General features: G+C 70.6%; 16 protein-coding genes. 11 read left to right on the top strand and 5 right to left on the bottom strand.

Annotated elements, in window-relative coordinates; translation table 11 throughout:
* The first annotated feature begins 18 nt into the window (after positions 1-18).
* Positions 19-951: an RNA polymerase sigma factor gene (locus BWI15_RS29870; protein WP_202817766.1), complete on the top strand. Its 933-nt coding sequence runs from the start codon at positions 19-21 to the stop codon at positions 949-951.
* Between the two features lie 25 nt (positions 952-976).
* A complete protein-coding gene (locus BWI15_RS29865; protein WP_077017872.1) occupies positions 977-1840 on the top strand; it encodes an alpha/beta fold hydrolase in 864 nt (287 codons plus the stop codon).
* On the opposite strand, the gene BWI15_RS29860 is transcribed toward BWI15_RS29865, so the two are convergent.
* Positions 1833-4085, bottom strand: a complete 2253-nt coding sequence (locus BWI15_RS29860; RefSeq protein WP_077017871.1) for a hypothetical protein — start codon at positions 4083-4085, stop codon at positions 1833-1835. The two genes, BWI15_RS29865 and BWI15_RS29860, sit on opposite strands and share 8 nt — an antisense overlap.
* Before the next feature lie 392 nt (positions 4086-4477).
* On the opposite strand from BWI15_RS29860, the gene BWI15_RS29855 reads away from it, so the two are divergent.
* The 4 genes from BWI15_RS29855 to BWI15_RS29840 are packed head-to-tail and all read left to right on the top strand — an operon-like array spanning position 4478 to position 7184.
* On the top strand, positions 4478-4729 hold the full coding sequence (locus BWI15_RS29855; protein ID WP_012918196.1) for an acyl carrier protein: 252 nt from the start codon (positions 4478-4480) through the stop codon (positions 4727-4729).
* Entirely contained in the window at positions 4726-5982 is a 1257-nt protein-coding gene (locus tag BWI15_RS29850) for an AMP-binding protein (protein ID WP_077017870.1), read from the top strand. The genes BWI15_RS29855 and BWI15_RS29850 overlap by 4 nt, the downstream gene beginning before the upstream one ends.
* On the top strand, positions 5975-6721 hold the full coding sequence (locus tag BWI15_RS29845; RefSeq protein WP_077017869.1) for an SDR family NAD(P)-dependent oxidoreductase: 747 nt from the start codon (positions 5975-5977) through the stop codon (positions 6719-6721). The genes BWI15_RS29850 and BWI15_RS29845 overlap by 8 nt, the downstream gene beginning before the upstream one ends.
* Positions 6702-7184, top strand: coding sequence for a hypothetical protein (locus BWI15_RS29840; RefSeq protein WP_441327743.1), 483 nt, complete (start codon positions 6702-6704; stop codon positions 7182-7184). Before BWI15_RS29845 ends, BWI15_RS29840 begins: the two co-directional genes overlap by 20 nt.
* Here the strand turns inward: BWI15_RS29840 and BWI15_RS29835 are convergent.
* A complete protein-coding gene (locus BWI15_RS29835) occupies positions 7171-8562 on the bottom strand; it encodes an FAD-binding oxidoreductase (protein ID WP_077017868.1) in 1392 nt (463 codons plus the stop codon). The genes BWI15_RS29840 and BWI15_RS29835 overlap by 14 nt on opposite strands.
* A 107-nt stretch (positions 8563-8669) precedes the next feature.
* On the opposite strand from BWI15_RS29835, the gene BWI15_RS29830 reads away from it, so the two are divergent.
* Complete coding sequence (locus tag BWI15_RS29830) at positions 8670-9500, top strand: LLM class flavin-dependent oxidoreductase (RefSeq protein WP_077017867.1); 831 nt, start codon at positions 8670-8672, stop codon at positions 9498-9500.
* Here BWI15_RS29830 and BWI15_RS29825 read toward each other — a convergent pair.
* Complete coding sequence (locus BWI15_RS29825) at positions 9488-9769, bottom strand: hypothetical protein (RefSeq protein ID WP_143465965.1); 282 nt, start codon at positions 9767-9769, stop codon at positions 9488-9490. The two genes, BWI15_RS29830 and BWI15_RS29825, sit on opposite strands and share 13 nt — an antisense overlap.
* A gap of 127 nt (positions 9770-9896) precedes the next feature.
* Between BWI15_RS29825 and BWI15_RS29820 the strand changes: the two genes are divergently transcribed.
* From BWI15_RS29820 to BWI15_RS29805, 4 genes are read left to right on the top strand one after another with little or no spacing between them, the layout of a single operon-like run.
* Entirely contained in the window at positions 9897-11279 is a 1383-nt protein-coding gene (locus BWI15_RS29820; RefSeq protein ID WP_237771521.1) for a DHA2 family efflux MFS transporter permease subunit, read from the top strand.
* Positions 11276-12220: a sigma-70 family RNA polymerase sigma factor gene (locus BWI15_RS29815; RefSeq protein WP_077017865.1), complete on the top strand. Its 945-nt coding sequence runs from the start codon at positions 11276-11278 to the stop codon at positions 12218-12220. Before BWI15_RS29820 ends, BWI15_RS29815 begins: the two co-directional genes overlap by 4 nt.
* 13 nt (positions 12221-12233) lie before the next feature.
* Positions 12234-13445 carry a DUF2786 domain-containing protein gene (locus BWI15_RS29810; protein WP_237771520.1) on the top strand — a complete coding sequence of 404 codons (1212 nt, stop codon included), beginning with the start codon at positions 12234-12236 and terminating at the stop codon, positions 13443-13445.
* Positions 13446-13489: 44 nt separating this feature from the next.
* Complete coding sequence (locus BWI15_RS29805; protein WP_077017864.1) at positions 13490-14446, top strand: helix-turn-helix transcriptional regulator; 957 nt, start codon at positions 13490-13492, stop codon at positions 14444-14446.
* Positions 14447-14511: 65 nt separating this feature from the next.
* On the opposite strand, the gene BWI15_RS29800 is transcribed toward BWI15_RS29805, so the two are convergent.
* Together BWI15_RS29800 and BWI15_RS29795 are read right to left on the bottom strand one after the other, a co-directional pair.
* The gene (locus BWI15_RS29800) at positions 14512-15240 is read right to left on the bottom strand and encodes a glycosyltransferase family 2 protein (protein ID WP_237771519.1); all 729 of its coding nucleotides are present in this window, start codon (positions 15238-15240) and stop codon (positions 14512-14514) included.
* A 70-nt stretch (positions 15241-15310) separates the two neighbouring features.
* Positions 15311-15994 carry a class I SAM-dependent methyltransferase gene (locus BWI15_RS29795; RefSeq protein WP_083751101.1) on the bottom strand — a complete coding sequence of 228 codons (684 nt, stop codon included), beginning with the start codon at positions 15992-15994 and terminating at the stop codon, positions 15311-15313.
* Positions 15995-16001: the final 7 nt, after the last annotated feature.

Here is a 16001-nt window from a genome sequence, read left to right as displayed (position 1 = left end):
CGAGCAATACTGGAGGACGTGGACGCAGACCTGACCCGCAGTGCCCAGGCTGGGGACGTCACAGCTCTCGGGACACTGCTGGTCAGGCACCAAGCAGGCATGCGGGCGGTAGCGCTCAGCCTGCTCGGGCACAGCCCGGACGTGGACGACGTGCTGCAGGACGCCGCCCTGACAGCCCTCCGGCGGATCGGTGACGTCCGTGACCCGTCCGCTGTCGGTGCCTGGCTCCGGATGGTGGTCCGCAACGCCTGCCGGACCCGGCTGCGCAGCATGACCTACCCGCTGTCCGTGGACGAGCTCGCCCTGGTCGCACCGGACCTCACCCCGGAGCAGCAGCTCGATCACCACGCGTTGCGGGACTGGATCTGGCACGCGATGGAGCAGCTGCCGCCGCAGACCCGGCTCGCGATCATGCTGCGCCACTTCAGCACCAGCGTCACGTCGTACCAGCAGATCGCCGCGGCCTGCGGTGTCCCGATCGGCACGGTCCGGAGCCGGCTCAGCTTGGGCCGGGCCCGGCTCTCCGAGGCGTTGCTGGCGACGGCCGACTCGGCACACGGCGATGCCAGGGCGCTGGTGGCGGCCAGCGAGCAGGAGGCGAGGGAGACGCTGGCGGCCGCAGAGCGTGGTGAGTTCAGCGCGGTGCTGGACGAGCGGTGGTCGCCGGAGGTGGCCCTGCTCGGCGGTCCGGAGCCGATCGTCGGGCACGACTTCCTCGACCGGGGCATGGACAGCGATCTGTCGGCCGGTGTCCACCAGCGCGTCGCCCACGTGGTGGCCAGCCGGGACATCGCGATCTGGGAGATGGACATGCTCAACCCGGCCGACGACCCGGAGCACTGCCCGCCGGCGGTCACCTGGCTGATGTCCCTGCGCGACGGCCGGGTCCAGCAGCTCCGGCTGTTCCACCCGGCGAGTGTGTCCGGCCTCACAGCGGAGTCCGTGAACTAGTCGATTCGCTCCCCGTCTTGTCGGCATGACCACTCACACCATCGAGGTCGGCGGCATCGCCCAGCGCTTCCACGTGCACGGCACCGGACCGATCTGCATCGCACACTCGGGCGGCCCGGGCGTGGACTGGGCGTACCTGCGGATGCCGGCCGTCGAGCAGCACCTCACTGTCGTCTATCTCGAGCCGCTCGGCACCGGCGGCTCCGGCCGGCTCCCGTCCCACCCGGACGGCTACACCCGCGACCGGTACGCCGACGCCGTCGCCGCCGTGATCGACCACCTCGGCGCCGGGAAAGTCCACCTGCTCGGCCACTCGTACGGCGGCTTCGTGGCCCAACACTTCGCGCTCAAGTACCCGGGCCGCCTGGCCGGCGTGATCCTCTACGAGAGCGCTCCTGTGACCGGCCCCGAACACATCGCCGAGGCGATGCGCAACGTCGGGGAGTTCGCCGCCAGGAACGCGGACAACCCCGAGCTGCCCGCCGTACTGGCCGCTCTGGAGTCCACCGGCAGCATCTCGAACGACGAGCAGTTCGTGACCGCGATCCGCGGCCTGATGCCGTCCTACTTCGCCGACTACTGGGGGCGGGAGCAGGAGTTCGCCCCGCTGCGTGCCCGGGTCAGCGGCTCGCACATCTCCAGCCTCGACGAGCACGGCGTACCGGATCTGATCGACGACCGCGAGGTGCTCAACGGGATCATCGAGCCCACGCTGGTGATCGGCGGCCGGTACGACGTGATCTGCGGCCCCCGGTGGGCCGAAGAGCTCGCCAAGCTGATCCCCGGCGCCGAGCTGGTGATGCTGGAGCACAGCGGCCACTTCGGGCACGTCGAGGAGCCGGCGGCCTTCGCCGACGCGGTCGTGGACTTCGTGCAGCGCGCTAGCTGATCGGGGCCGAGCCCTTGCTCACCCGGGGCGGGTAGAGCTGGTAGACGCGGACCGTGCCGGACTGGAAGCGCAGCTCGGCCAGCTTCTCCAGCTCTTCCGGCACCGGGTTCACCCGGTCGTCGGCGAGCAGCCAGCGGACGCCGTACTGGCTGCGCAGCCGGTCCAGCACCTCCCGGGTCGGGTTGGTGAACGCCTCGTCGTTCACCTTCAGCTTCTCCTGGTCCCAGAACGGCCCGTACGACGCCTCGGTGGAGGTGCGCACGTCGTTCGCCTTCGCGGTGTAGGACCAGCCTTCGACCAGTACCCGGCGTTCGGCGTACCCGGGGATCCAGAACGAACCGGTGTGGCAGCGCGGCCCGGTCGGCGCGTGGCAGTGGATGTTGGTCGCGATCAGGTCGTCCGGCGCGGACTGCCGCCGGATGAACCGGGCCGCTTCGATCCCACCCGGCGCGATCGAGTCGTACGCCGTCTGCGGCGGGAACGCGAACTGCCGCAGACCGACCACCGTCGGCGACACGGTCAGCCCGAGCAGCGCGCACACGGTGATCACCACCCAGGTCCGCGGCGACCGGGTGCGAATGCTCAGCGCGAAGACGACGATGCCCGCTGCGGTCAGGATCAGCGCGGCGACAAGTGGTTCGGTGAAGATTTTCTCCAGGCAGCCGGTGGTCCGGCAGTCGCGGATCAGAGTGTTGGTCTGGGCGCGGCCCATGTAGATCGCGGCCGCCCCGAGGGCCAGGGCCGGACCGACCACGACGTACTGGCGGCGCTCCAACGAGGCCAGACCCCATGCGGCCAGCAGAACCCCGTAGATGAAGGCGGTTCGGGCGAAGAAGACCTGGGCCTGGCTGTGGTGGTAGAGCAGGCTGGCGGCGACGACCGCGCCGACCAGCCCGGCCAGCAGCATCACCACCATCGGGTCGCGCGGCAGCCGGCGCCGGATCAGCAGGGCGCCGGCCGCGGGCATCAGCCAGCCGGTCACCACCGCGGCGACCACGATCAGCAGCACCGAGCGCCCCGGCTGCACGGACGGGTCGACGCCGCGCAGCATGCCGTCGAGCATGGTGCGGTAGGTGCCGGCCGGCTTGTACTGCATGCCGTGGCTCGCGCCGCGCAGCACGACGAAGAAGTTGAAGGCGTACGTCGCGGCGACGGTCAGGCCGAGCACCAGCGCGCGCAGGTTGAGGCGGCGGGCCTTGATCGTCAGGTAGATCCACGCGGCGGCCAGGCCGGCGCCGTACACGGGGAGGGCGGTGGCCTTGCTGATCGCCAGGACGCCGATCAGGATGCCGGCGACCAGGAAGAGGCCGGCGAGCTGCTTCCTGGTCTGGCCCGGCGGGCGCCGCAGGAGCTGAGCCGTCACGGCGATCAGCGGCAGCATCAGCACGGTGGAGAAGGCCTGGGTCGGGCTGATCATCTGGCCCAGCGACAGGGGGCTGTCGTGGTACAGGGTGTGGGTGACCGTCCAGCCCCACGGGCCGAGGTCTCCGGCGAGCACGGTGAGCCCGGCGGCGATCGGTGCGGCGACGGCCCGGCCGGTCAGCACCATGCCGACCGCGGCGGCGCCGAGCGCGGTCAGCAGCAGGAACGCGAACGGGACCACCCGCTGGGTCAGCACGTCGAGCTCGATGCCGGTGATCCAGTGCGCCGAGGCGATGTGGTTGTACGCCATCCAGGGGTAGCTCAGCGGTTCGCCGGCGACGTACGGGACCTGGGGCGGGAAGTGGTGGGTCAGCTCGGCCGCCAGTGACAGCTGGAACGGGGAGTCCGAGTTGGGCCTCAGGGCGGCCGGTCCGTCCAGCGGGATGAGCCGCGAGCCGACCCGGACGAACCAGGCCGCGACGACCCCGGCCACGACCATCACCCCGGCCACCGCCCACCAGGGCGTCGGCTTGGTGGCCGTGCCCGCTCGGCCTGGAACGGCCAGGAAGAGCCCGAGCGCCAGGGCAGGCATCACCAGCGCGATCAGCGGGATGTCGAGCCAGCGGCCCAGCGGGTAGATCAGAGCCTCGCAGGCCAGGCCGAACGCCGTACCGAGCACGGCGTCGACCGCGAACCAGCCGGTCCCACCGGTGAGGCGGCGCCAGAACATCGTGCCGGGCACGGCGATCACCACGAGCAGATAACCCAGGTAGGCCGCCGCGACCCAGGGCGGGTGCGCCTGCAGGCCGACGAACCACCCCAGCGGCAGCACCGGCAGACTCGCCAGCGCCGCGACCGTCGTCGCCCGGCCCGGTCGGCTCACCCCGTGCTCCCCTCCGTGGTCCCTGCACACGGAGAGAGGACCGTGAGCGGTGAAAAGTTCCGATCCAACCGTAGTCGCCTTCGAATCGTCACCCACACACCCGAACCACCCAGCCCCGTCACCTCCCCGGACCACAAGCCCCCACCCCGAACCACACATCCGTGACCCTCCACGGGCCACAAGTCCCCGCCGCCGACCCCACTCCAGGCGAACCCACCCTCAGGCCCCGAAACCCCGCGCAAACCAGCTGCCGAACACCACCCCGCGAGCTTGCTCGCCCCCAGCCCCCGCCACCCTCAGCCATCCAGCCAACGCCCGCCGACGTGACCTGAGCCACCCACAACCTCCCGCGAATCGTCCCCGCCCACCCCGAACGGCTAGAGTCTTGGCCCATGAGTGAGTTGACGCGCGCCCAGATCCGGGACCTGATGGGCGAGGTGATGAAGGCGCAGGGCAAGGAACTGCCGAGCGACGACAGCGCCGACCTGCGGGAGATCGGCTTCCGCTCCCTGGACTTCTCCGAGCTGGCCCTGCGGGTCGAGGACGAGATCGGCGACGAGCTGAACTTCGACGCCCCCGGTCTGCGGCAGATCGCCAAGGTCGGCGACGTCCTCGACTTCATCGAGCAGCTCCAGTCGGCGTGAGCGGCCGCCGTCGCAGCACCGCCCTGATCGGCGACGACAACACCGTCGTCGTCGGGGGCAAGACGCTGACCTGGCGGACGCTGCACAAGCTTCCCCAGCTGCCGTCGCCGGCCGCCGTCTTGGTGGACAACGGCGCCGACGCGCTGGCCGCCGTACGGCACCACGCCGTGCACGGCACCGAACTGCTGGTGGCGACCTCGTCCCGGGTGGACCTCGCGATGCGCGAGGAGCTCGGCGAGTCCGGCTTCGCCGTCGTGCTCGCGAACGGTGACGAGCACTCGGTCACCCCGGCGAAGCTGAAGCGGGTCGAGGAGTCCGGCCGGGTCTGGCTGCTGACCTCCGGCTCGACCGGCCGCCCGAAGCGGATCGGCCACACGCTGGAGTCGCTGACCACCGTCCGCGGCAAGCAGCAGCCGCGCACCTGGCTGGTCCCGTACTCCCCGGGCACCTACGCCTGGTGGCAGGTGATCACGATCTCGCTGACCCAGGCCGACCAGGGCCTGGTCGTGATCGAGCCGTCCGAGCTGGAGACCTGGCCGGCGATCGCCGCCGAGCACGGCGTCACCGCCGCCTCCGGTACGCCGACCTTCTGGCGGCAGACGATCTTCCGCGACTCCGAGGCGCTGGCCAAGGTCCCGCTCGAGCAGATCACGCTCGGCGGCGAGCCGGTGGACCAGGCGATCCTGGACCAGCTGGCCGAGCTGTTCCCGCAGGCCCGGATCTCCTGGATCTACGCCTCCTCGGAGGTCGGCGCCTCGATCGTCGTGCACGACGGCAAGGCCGGCTTCCCGAAGGCCTGGCTGGACCGCGACCCCGACCCCGCCTCCGAGCGGCCGGTGCTGTCGGTCGACGGCGACGAGCTGGTGATCGCCTCCCCGCACCACGGTGCCGGGCTCGAGGGCGCGCACCGGACCGGCGACCGGGTCGAGTTCGTCGGCGACCGGGTGCTGATCACCGGACGGCTGGACACCGACGAGATCAACGTCGGCGGGTCCAAGGTGTCCGCGGGCCTGGTTCGCAACGTGCTGATGGCCCACCCGGCCGTCGCCTGGGCCCGGGTGTTCGCCCGCAAGGCCCCGCTGGTCGGCCGGATGGTGGCCGCCGAGGTGGTGCTCAATCCCGACCTCGGTCCGGTCACCGACGCCGACCTGGTGCAGTGGTGCACGAACAGGCTGCCGGACTACGGCGTACCGCGCCGGATCCGGTTCCTGGCCGAGATTCCCCAGAAGGAGACCCTGAAAAGCGATGTCTGAACCCACTCTGGTCCCGCCGTCGACCGTCGTGCTGGTGTCCGGCGGATCGCGTGGCCTCGGCCTGGCCTTCGTCAACGACCTGATCGACCACGGCGTCAAGGTGGCCGCGTTCGCCCGGTCGCTGACCCCTGAGCTGACCGCTCTGGCGGAGAAGTATCCGGACCAGGTGCACGTCGGGGCGCTCGATATCAACGACGAGAAGGCCGGTCAGGCGTTCGTCAAGGAGGTCGAGGCCAAGCTCGGTCCGGTCGACGGCATCATCAACAACGCCGCGGTCGGCCAGGACTCGCTGCACGTGCACACCTCGGCCGACCAGATCGCGCACATCATCCAGACCAACCTGACCGCGCCGCTGGTGCTGACCCGGTTCGTGCTGCGCCGGATGATGGCCAAGGGCCTCAAGGGCCGGATCGTCAACATCACCTCGATCTGCGCCCAGCGCGGCTTCCCCGGCCTGGTCGCGTACTCGGCCACCAAGGGCGGTATGGACGCGGCCACCCGGTCGATGGCCCGCGAACTCGGCGGACGGATCCTGGTGAACTCGGTCGCCCCCGGCTTCTTCGCCTCGGAGATGTCCGCGGTGCTCGGCCAGACCCAGCTCGACCAGATCGTCCGGCGCACCCCGACCGGGCACCTGACCGAGCCCGAAGAGGTCGTCCCGGTGGTCCGGATGCTGCTGCTGGACAACACCAACATCAACGGCCAGGCGATCGTCATCGATGGTGCCGCCGGCATCTGACCACCCCGGCGCGCGGGAGCCGGTCTCCGACCCGCTCCCGCGCGTCCGTCAGTTGCTCGACCAGGCCGAGTCGCACCTGCGCGTCGGCTCGGTCGACGACGTCCGCGACGCCCTCACCCGCTCCCACCTGCCCGACTTCCGCTGCGTCGGCTGGTACGGCGTACCGCCGGCCGGCTGGTCGGTCGTCATCGACGCCGAGTACGCCGACCAGGTGGTCCCGGACCCCCTGGCCCGCCGCTTCGGCACCGACGCCTTCTGGCAGCGCTGGACCCGCGCCGAGTGCCTGTGCAAACTCGCCGACGTCCCGATGCTCGCCTGGTGGCCCCAGCACGGCCTCGACGTCCCGGCGGACTTCGCCGGGCAGTGGCGCACGCTGGAACTCGGGCCCCTGATTGTCTCGGTGGCCCTCGGGCCCGGCGCCGGGTCGGGTCCGAGCCTCGCTCCTTCGGTCAGGCCGGCTTGATGTTGGCGTTGCGGTGGAAGACGTTGGCCGGGTCGTACTCGGTCTTGATCCTGGCCAGCCGGTCGTACTTGTCGCCGTAGACCTGGCGGACCTTGTCGTCCGGCAGGTCCTCGCCGAGTGCGTTGACGTAGCCCGCGCCGACCGTGTGCGGCAGCAGAGCGGTCCAGAACGACCTGACCCACTCCCGTTCGGCCGGCAGTTGCTCCGCGGTCAGGCCGAGCCCGACGACGAACGTCGCGTACCGCGGCGACCGCCCACCCGCGAACGCCGTGGCGTCGTCGGGGACCTCGGAATACGCCTCGTCCAGCCGGTAGAAAAGGTTCACCGACAGCGGCGACTGCTTGCGCGCGAAATGTTCGGCGAACACCGCGATCGCCTCGTCGGTCAGCTCCTCCAGGTAGCAGTTCTTCTCGTAGACGTAGTGGCCCCAGGCGTTCGGTTCGTCCAGCATCTGCTGCAGCGCGACGTACGGCATCGGGGTGGCGAACTCGAACAGCGGCGGCAACGCGGTCCGCAGCCGCTCCAGCAGTTCCGCGTGGCCCTCCTGCGAGCCGAAGCCGATGACGACCAGCCCGTACCCGGGCTGAAAGTGGAACTGCTCCGGCACGAACGGCGCCGGCGGTGCGCTCAGCCCCGCGATCACCACGTTGAACTCGCGGGACAGCGTCGGGATCACCTCACGCGCCAGCTTCAGTACATCGGTCGCCTGGTCCACGCCCCAGAAGAGCAGGCCGTAGTGCACCAGCGGGCCGACGGCGTACAGCTTGAACTCGAACTCGGTGACGACCCCGAAGTTGCCTCCACCGCCACGGAGTGCCCAGAACAGGTCCGCGTTCTCGTCCTCGGCCGCGCGCAGCACCCGGGCGTCGGCCGTGACGACCTGGACCGAGACGAGGTTGTCGATGCTCATCCCGCCGATCCGCGTCAGCCATCCCATGCCGCCCCCGAGCGTGAGCCCGCCGACGCCGGTGTGGCTGATCATCCCGGCCGGTACGGCGAGGCCGTGCTCCTGCGTCGCCGCGTCCAGGTCGCCCAGCAACGCGCCGCCGCCGGCCCGGGCCCGCCGGGCCTCCGGATCCACCGACACCTGGTTGAGCAGGCTCAGGTCGATCACCAGGCCGTCGTCGACCACCGCGGACCCCGCCGCGTTGTGGGCGCCGCCGCGCACGGAGACCTCGAGCCCGGCAGCCACGGCGTACCGGAGCGCTGCCTGCACGTCCTCGACGCTCGCGCAGCGCACCACGACGGCCGGTCGGCGGTCCACCTCGGCGTTCCACACCCGCCGGGCGTCGTCGTACCCGTCGTCACCCTGAGCGATCACTGCCCCACCGACAGCCGCCCGTAACTCCCCGATTCCACGCTCCGCGGTTTGCGTCATGCGAACAACCCCCTGAGTGCCCGTCACTGCGGGTGTCCCCCCGCGCCCTTCGCGGGTCCCTCCCGGGCATCTTTCAGGCAACCACCGATTCGCGATAAGAACAACGGATGAGATACGGGATGATCCTGCCCGGCGGCACCGCTGCCGAGCAGCTGGAGCAGGCGGTTGTCGCGGAGCAGTCCGGCTGGGACGGCGTTTTCGTCTGGGAAGCCGCGTACGGCGTCGACGCGTGGAGCCTGCTGAGTGCGATCGCGGCCCGGACCTCGCGGATCCGGCTGGGCACGATGCTGACTCCGCTGCCGTTCCGACGGCCGTGGAAGGTGGCCAGTCAGGTGGCGACCCTGGACCAGCTGTCGAACGGGCGGGCGATCCTGACCGTCGGCCTCGGCGCCCTGGAAACGGACCTGCCGTCGACCGGTGAGCAGGTCGACCTGCGCACCCGGGCCGCGATGATGGACGAGGGCATCGACCTGATCCGCACCCTCTGGGACGGCGGGCTGCGCTACCAGGGCAGCCACTACACCTACGAGTCGGTCCGCGACGACCTGACCGTGGTCGCCCGGCCGGTGCAGGACCGGATCCCGCTCTGGGTCGTCGGCGCGTGGCCGCGGCCGAAGTCGATGCGCCGCGCCCTGCGCTGCGACGGCGTCCTCCCCCAGTACGCCGGGGAGGGGTCGCCCGCCGAGCTGGCCGCGATGCGTGGCTGGCTGTCCGAGCGCGGCGCCCGCCCGGACCTGGACGTCCTGGCGGAGGGGGAGACGCCGGCGGACGACCCCACCGCGGCTGCGGCCGCGGTGAAGCCGTGGGCGGACGCCGGCGCCACCTGGTGGCTGGAGACCCGCTGGGAGATGCCGCACCACTGTCCGGAGCGCATGCAGCAGGTCCGGGACCGCCTGGCCGCCGGCCCGCCCCGTGACGCGGGTAGTCAGACGGGGTAGCGGCCGAGCTGAGCTGCCGGCTCGCGGTCGGGCGTGCCTTCCAGACGGTCGCTGAGGTCGCGCTGGAACTCCTGGAAGGCGGTCAGGTCCAGCAGACCTTCGCCGTTGACCACGTGGACGAAGGTGACACCGTCGTCCAGGCGGTAGCTGGCGTAGGACAGGCCGTCGGGCCGGGCCTCGGCCAGTTCGGCGAAGACCTTCTCGATCAGTCGCTGGTTCTCGTCCGCGGCGTCCGGCTTGGTTCGGTAGCGGATCACTGTGCTGCTCATGGGTTCCTCCTGAGGTGAGTGTTCTCGCCGGTACAGACCGGCGCGGAGGCCGGAACTCATCGCCGCGATGAATCCGGGGGCCGGGAGCTGTCAGTACGAGTGACAGCGACAGTTCCTGGAGGACGCAGTGAGACAGCAGATGACGACGGGCGAGCAACGCTGGGTGCTGGGCCTGACCGCGGTCGGGTCGGTGATGGTCGCCCTGGACGTACTGGTGGTCGCGGCCGCGCTGACCACGATCCGGCAGGACCTCGGTGCGTCGATCGAGCAGCTCGAGTGGACCGTCAACGCCTACAGCCTGAGCTTCGCGGTGTTGATGCTGACCGCCGCGGCGCTCGGTGACCGCTGGGGACGCCGACGGACCTTCGCGGCCGGTCTGGTCCTGTTCACGGTCGCCTCGATCGGTTGCGCGCTGGCTACGTCGGTGCCCTGGCTGATCACCGCCCGCACGCTGCAGGGGGTCGGCGCCGCGGTGGTGATGCCGTTGGCGATGAGTCTGCTCAGCGCCGCCTTCCCACCCGAACGCCGCGGTTGGGCGATCGGCATCTTCAGTGGTCTCACCGGTCTGGCCGTTCTCGGCGGGCCGATGATCGGCGGCGCGGTCACGGAAGGACTCGCCTGGCAGTGGATCTTCTGGATCAACGTGCCGGTCGGGCTGCTCGCCGTACCGCTGGTGCTGCGCCGGATCCCGGAGAGCCGGGGAGCGGTACGCCGGCTCGACCCGCTCGGCGCGGTCCTGGCCACGCTGGCGATCCTCGGCCTCGTGTGGGGCGTCGTACGGGGTGAAGCGTCCGGCTGGACCAGCGTCGAGGTGATCGGCGCGTTGCTGGCCGGATCCCTTCTCCTGTTGGCTTTCCTGGCCTGGGAGTCGCGCACCGACCAGCCGATGGTTCCGCTGGCGCTCTTCCGGAACCACGCCTTCTCGGCGGGCAACGCGGCAGGCTTCTTCCTCAGCGCCGCGCTGCTCGGAGCAGTCTTCTTCCTGAACCAGTACCTGCAGGTCCAGCTCGGCTCGAGCCCGCTGGAGGCCGGTCTGCAGCTGCTGCCCTGGACAGTGACGCTCTTCCTCGTCGCACCGGTGGCCGGCCGTCTGGTCGACCGGTACGGCGAAAGGCCCTTCGTGGTCGCCGGGCTCGTCCTGCAGGGCCTCGGCATGCTCTGGATCGCCCTGATCGCCCGCCCCGACATCCAGTACGCCGAACTGGTGCTCCCGCTGATCGTCGCCGGCTGCGGCGTCTCGATGGCGATGCCCGCCGCCCAGAGCGCCGGAGTCGCCTCCCTGCCCCGCGCATCAGTCGGTACGGCGTCCGGTGTCTACGCCATGCTCCGCCAGCTCGGCGGCGTCGCCGGTGTGGCCGTGGCGGCGGCCGCGTTCGCCGGAGCGGGCGGCTACACGGCGTTCAGCGCCGGTATCACCCGCGCGATGGTGGTCTGCGGCGTACTGTCGTTGGCCGGAGCACTGGCCGGGCTCGGCATCAGCGCCCGGCGGACCGTGGAGGTGCGGGCATGAACCTGGAGGACGAGTTCGCGCAGTACCGGAGCGAGTTGATCGCGCACTGCTACCGCATGCTCGGCTCGTTGCACGATGCGGAGGACGCCGTCCAGGAGACCTACCTGCGCGCCTGGAAGGGGTTCAGCGCCTTCGAGCAGCGGTCATCGGTCAAGACGTGGCTCTACCGGATCGCCACCAACGTCTGCCTCAACGCGCTGCAGCACAGCAGCCGCCGGGTCGTCCCGTCCGCGATCGGCGCACCGGGCAACGACCCCAACGACCTGGAGGCGCAGGCCCTGGAGATCAGCTGGCTCGAGCCGTTCCCGGACCTGCTGGACCCGGCTCTGGTGGTGGGGAACCGTCAGACCCTCCGGCTGGCGATGGTCGCCGCGCTGCAGCACCTGCCGCCCCGGCAGCGCGCCGTACTGATCCTGCGGGAGGTCCTGGCCTGGCCCGCGGCGGAGGTGGCGGACCTGCTCGAAACGACGACAGCCGCCGTCAACAGCTCACTCCAGCGGGCCAGAGCCGAGCTGGCCAGGCTCTCCCCGGCCGAGGACGAGTACAGCGAGCCCGACGAGCCCGTACGCCGTGCCCTGCTCGACCAGTACGCCGTGGCCTTCGAGAAGGGCGACCTGGTCGCGCTGGAAGGGCTCCTGACGGCCGACACCCGCTGGGAGATGCCGCCGGTACCCACCTGGTTCTCCGGACGGCCGGACGTCCTACGGCTGCTGGCGGCGAAGTTGCCGACCGGTGCGGGCCGTCGCCGGATGGTCGAGACCTCGGCCAACGGTCAGCCTGCGTTCGGGGTCTACATCCGGGGACGCGACGGTCTCTTGCACGGATACGCGATCCAGGTACTCACGCTCACCAAGGCCGGGGTGGCGGCGGTGATGGCCTTCCATCGGCCGGATCTGTTCGCCGCTTTCGGGCTGCCGGTCAGCCGGTTACCGGAAGCCTGAGACACTGGAGGACGTGAGTGAAGCGGAGGTGCTGCGGGTCCTGCAGCTGGTGACGATCGCTGCGGACCCCGAGCACCAGCTCGCGGAGCTCGGACGGTACGACGAGCAGGACCAGCAGCTGGTCGACCGGGTGATCCGCCAGTTCCTGATTGAGTTGATGCGCAAGACCTGGGAACGCGGCTGGGCACCCGCGGACGTCGTCCAGAACGCGCGGCGGCAACTGGAGCCCGGGGCGGAGCCGTTGCTGCTCGCGGTGATCGCGGCCGAGCACCGCGCGTACAAGCCGAAGACGCTCGACGCGCGCTGGTCCGACCAGCTGGCCGAGCTGGGCCTCGAGCCGCCGTACGCCGATCTGGATCTCACCGCCTGGTCCGCCGAACACCGGCTCGGGCGCTACCTGGCGCTGCACCGAGTGGCGTCGCTGGCCTGGTTCCTCTTCCACCTGCCGGCGTTGGCCCGTCTGTTCCCCCTGCCGGGCACCGCCCGGCCGACGCCGAAGAGCGCGACGCAGCGGACCGATCAGGCGACGGACCGCAAGATGCTGGCCCGCGTCCGGGCGTTGCTGGCCAAGGCGGAGGCGACGGAGTTCCCCGACGAGGCCGAGGCCCTGTCCGGCAAGGCGCAGGAGCTGATGGCGAAGTTCTCGCTGGATCACGCGCTGCTCGACGCCGGCCCGGAGCTCGACCTGCCGGACGACTCGGGCGCCCGCCGGATCTGGGTCGAAACCCCTTATGTCACAGCGAAAGCGCAGCTCGTCGGAGTTGTTGCCCACGCCAACGGTTGCCGGACCGTGACGATGGACGAGCTCGCCGTCGTCACGATCGTCGGCAGCGAGCTCGACCTGCAGCTGACCGAACTGCTGGCCACGTCGCTGCTGGTCCAGGCCAACCGGGCGATGCTTGCCGCAGGCAAACACTTCGGCCGGCGCGGCGAGTCCCGGACCAGGTCGTTCCGGCAGTCCTTCCTGATAGCCTACGCGCAACGGATCGGCGAACGCCTGCAGGCGACCGCCGACGCTGCCCGGTCCGCCGTCCCCGAGGCCGACCAGGACCGGCTGCTGCCGGTGCTCAGCCGCCGCGAGCAGCAGGTCGACGCCCTGTTCACCAAGCTCTTCCCCGAGACCGTCACCCGCCGGACCCGGATCACCAACGGCGCCGGCTGGCACGCCGGCCTCACCGCCGCCGACCTGGCCCAGCTCGACACCCACCGCCCGGTCACGCGCTAACCTGGATTCGCGGACGGACCGCGTCCGGGAACTCAGGGGACGGGATGGAAGACGCGAGCCCGACAGCCAAGGCGCTGCTGGCCCTCGAGCTGATCCAGAACAGCCCGGGCATCACCGGTGAGCGGCTCGGCCGCCGCCTCGGGGTGACCGACCGCGCCGCTCGCCGGTACGTCGGGATCCTGCGCGAGGCCGGCATCCCGATCGAGTCCACCTCGGGCCGGTACGGCGGCTACCGGATCGGCCGCGGGTACCGTCTGCCGCCGTTGATGTTCTCCACCGCCGAGGCGCTCGGGCTGATGATGGCGGCGCTCGGCGGCCACCACAACGTCTCCGACGTGACCGACCCGGCCGGCAGCGCGCTGGCCAAGCTCGTCCGGGTGCTGCCGACCGCGGTCGCGGGCCCGGCCGACGCGATTCGCGCGATGATCACCCCGTCGTCGCGACTGGCCATGCCCGACCCGGAAATCACCGCGGCCGTCGTCCGCGGCTGCACCGAGCGCCACCGGCTCCGGCTGGGCTACCGGCGAGGCGAGTGCGACGTCGAGCCGCTGAGCATGGACGTCGACCCGTGGGCCGTCTCGGTTCGGCACGGCCGCTGGTACCTGCTCGGCTGGTCGCACACCCGGGAAGCCCAGCGGGTGCTGCGGATCGACCGGATCGTCTCGGCCGAGCCGCTGCCGGAGACCTTCGCCCCGCCATCAGGCATCGACCCGGCCGAGGCCGTCCAGGACCATCTCTCCTCGGGCTGGCGCCACCAGGTGGAGATCGTCTTCGAGGCGAGCGCCGAGCAGATCGCCCGCTGCATCCCGGGCAGCCTGGGCCGGCTCGAGGAGCTCGGCCCGGACCGGTGCCGGCTGGTCGGCAGCACCGATGACCCCGAGTGGTACGCCGAGCGCCTGGCGTTCGTCCGCGAGCCGTGGCACGTCGTCGAGCCCCCGGAACTCAGAACGGCCCTCGAAACCCTCGCCCACCGCCTGCTGGCGTCGGCGAAGACCCCGTAACGTCCGAAGAAGCCGAGGCAATAGCCTCGGCTTCTTCGGACGTTACGAGATGGGGCGTGCGCAGATCAGACGGAGGCGTTCGCCGCCGCACCGGCGCGGCGCGGACGCCGGCCGATCGTCTTCAGCCGGGTCTTCAGGATCAGCCGGATCATCTCCAGGCCGAGGGTGACGGTCTTGCCGAAGTCGCCGGTCACCGACGAGACGCCGACCCGCGGGTGGTAGTTCACCGGGATCTGCACCATCCGGGCCCGGGTGACGACCGAGATCAGCAGCATCTCCAGGCCGAAGGCCGAGCCGTCCAGCGTGGCCCGGTCGACGATCGTCTTGACGTGCTCGCGGGTGATCACCCGGAACGTGCAGCCGACGTCGCTCATCGAGGCGGTGTTGAACAGCACCTCGAGCATCTTGGCCACCGCCCAGTTGCCGAACTGCAGGAACCAGCCCATGTTGGCGCCGTCCCAGATGAAGTTGGAGACCGTCCGGGAGCCGACCACCACGTCGCACTCGGCCGAGAACGACAGCAGCTTCAGCAGGTCCTCGGGGTTGAACGTGCCGTCCGGCTCGCAGACGCAGACCAGGTCGGTGTCGACCTCGCGCAGCCCGCGCTGGATCGCGGCGCCGTAGCCCTGCTTGGTCTCGATGATCTCCCGCGCGTTGGTGGAGGCGACCTCCTCCGAGGTGCCCTCCGCCGCGTTGTTGTTGATCACCAGGATGTCGTCGACCACGCCGAGCTTGTCGAACCGGCGGATGACGTCGGCGATGCTGTCCTTCTCGTTGTAGGTCGGAAGGACCACGGACAGTGTTTTACCGTTGAACACGCTTGTGCACCTATCGGATCTGTGTCATCGGGGTGTGGGGAGCCGGTCAGCGGGACGCGACGACGAGCATCTGCCCGGCCAGCGGCTTGATCGGCGAACGCAGGTACCAGGGCACCACGAAGGTCAGGTTGCCGCCTTTGGACTTCAGCGTCAAAGGCATGAACTTGGCCTTCACCGCGTCGATCTTCCAGCCCTCGGCGACCAGGTAGTCCTGCAGGGACTGGTCGGTGAAGATCGCGACGTGGGTGAAGTCGTCGAAGTACCGGCCCGGGTTGAGCCGGAAGTTCGGCTGCATCAGGATCAGCCGGCCACCGGGCCGCAGCACCCGCTTGGCCTCGGCGAGCAGCCGGTTGGAGGAGTCGCGGTCCAGGTGCTCCAGCAGGTTGGAGGCGAACACGACGTCGAAGGTGCCGTCCTCGAACTTGCCCAGGTCGGTGCAGTCACCGATCACCGGCTCGACGTGCGCGGCGGCGGCGCGGTCCACCGTGCTGTCGAGGTCCATCGCCACCACGCGCTTGGCCTTGACGTTGTTCGAGAAGTCGCACCAGCCCGCTCCGAGCTCGAGCACCTCGGCGTCGGTGGAGATCCAGCGCTGCAGGTAGTTGCACAGGTGCTGCCAGATCTTGGTGCGGTTCGCGTTGTGCGCCAGACGGGTCTCGAAGTAGTTCGACACGTACGTGCCGTCCGGCTCGCCGCTCTGCGGGGTTTGGGCGAGGGGATCGTCGGACAAGATAGCT

Origin of the sequence: Kribbella sp. ALI-6-A (genome assembly GCF_001984195.1) — a bacterium.
Lineage (GTDB): Bacteria > Actinomycetota > Actinomycetes > Propionibacteriales > Kribbellaceae > Kribbella.
Note: the sequence above shows the minus strand (reverse complement) of the source record. Positions and strands in the feature narration are given on the sequence as shown.

Bases quoted from the DNA above. Each gene is read 5' to 3' on its own strand.
- BWI15_RS29865 (WP_077017872.1), top strand. From the start codon at position 977: ATGACCACTCACACCATCGAGGTCGGCGGCATCGCCCAGCGCTTCCAC.
- BWI15_RS29855 (WP_012918196.1), top strand. From the start codon at position 4,478: ATGAGTGAGTTGACGCGCGCCCAGATCCGGGACCTGATGGGCGAGGTG.
- BWI15_RS29845 (WP_077017869.1), top strand. From the start codon at position 5,975: ATGTCTGAACCCACTCTGGTCCCGCCGTCGACCGTCGTGCTGGTGTCC.
- BWI15_RS29840 (WP_441327743.1), top strand. From the start codon at position 6,702: ATGGTGCCGCCGGCATCTGACCACCCCGGCGCGCGGGAGCCGGTCTCC.
- BWI15_RS29835 (WP_077017868.1), bottom strand. From the start codon at position 8,562: ATGACGCAAACCGCGGAGCGTGGAATCGGGGAGTTACGGGCGGCTGTC.
- BWI15_RS29830 (WP_077017867.1), top strand. From the start codon at position 8,670: ATGAGATACGGGATGATCCTGCCCGGCGGCACCGCTGCCGAGCAGCTG.
- BWI15_RS29825 (WP_143465965.1), bottom strand. From the start codon at position 9,769: ATGAGCAGCACAGTGATCCGCTACCGAACCAAGCCGGACGCCGCGGAC.
- BWI15_RS29815 (WP_077017865.1), top strand. From the start codon at position 11,276: ATGAACCTGGAGGACGAGTTCGCGCAGTACCGGAGCGAGTTGATCGCG.
- BWI15_RS29805 (WP_077017864.1), top strand. From the start codon at position 13,490: ATGGAAGACGCGAGCCCGACAGCCAAGGCGCTGCTGGCCCTCGAGCTG.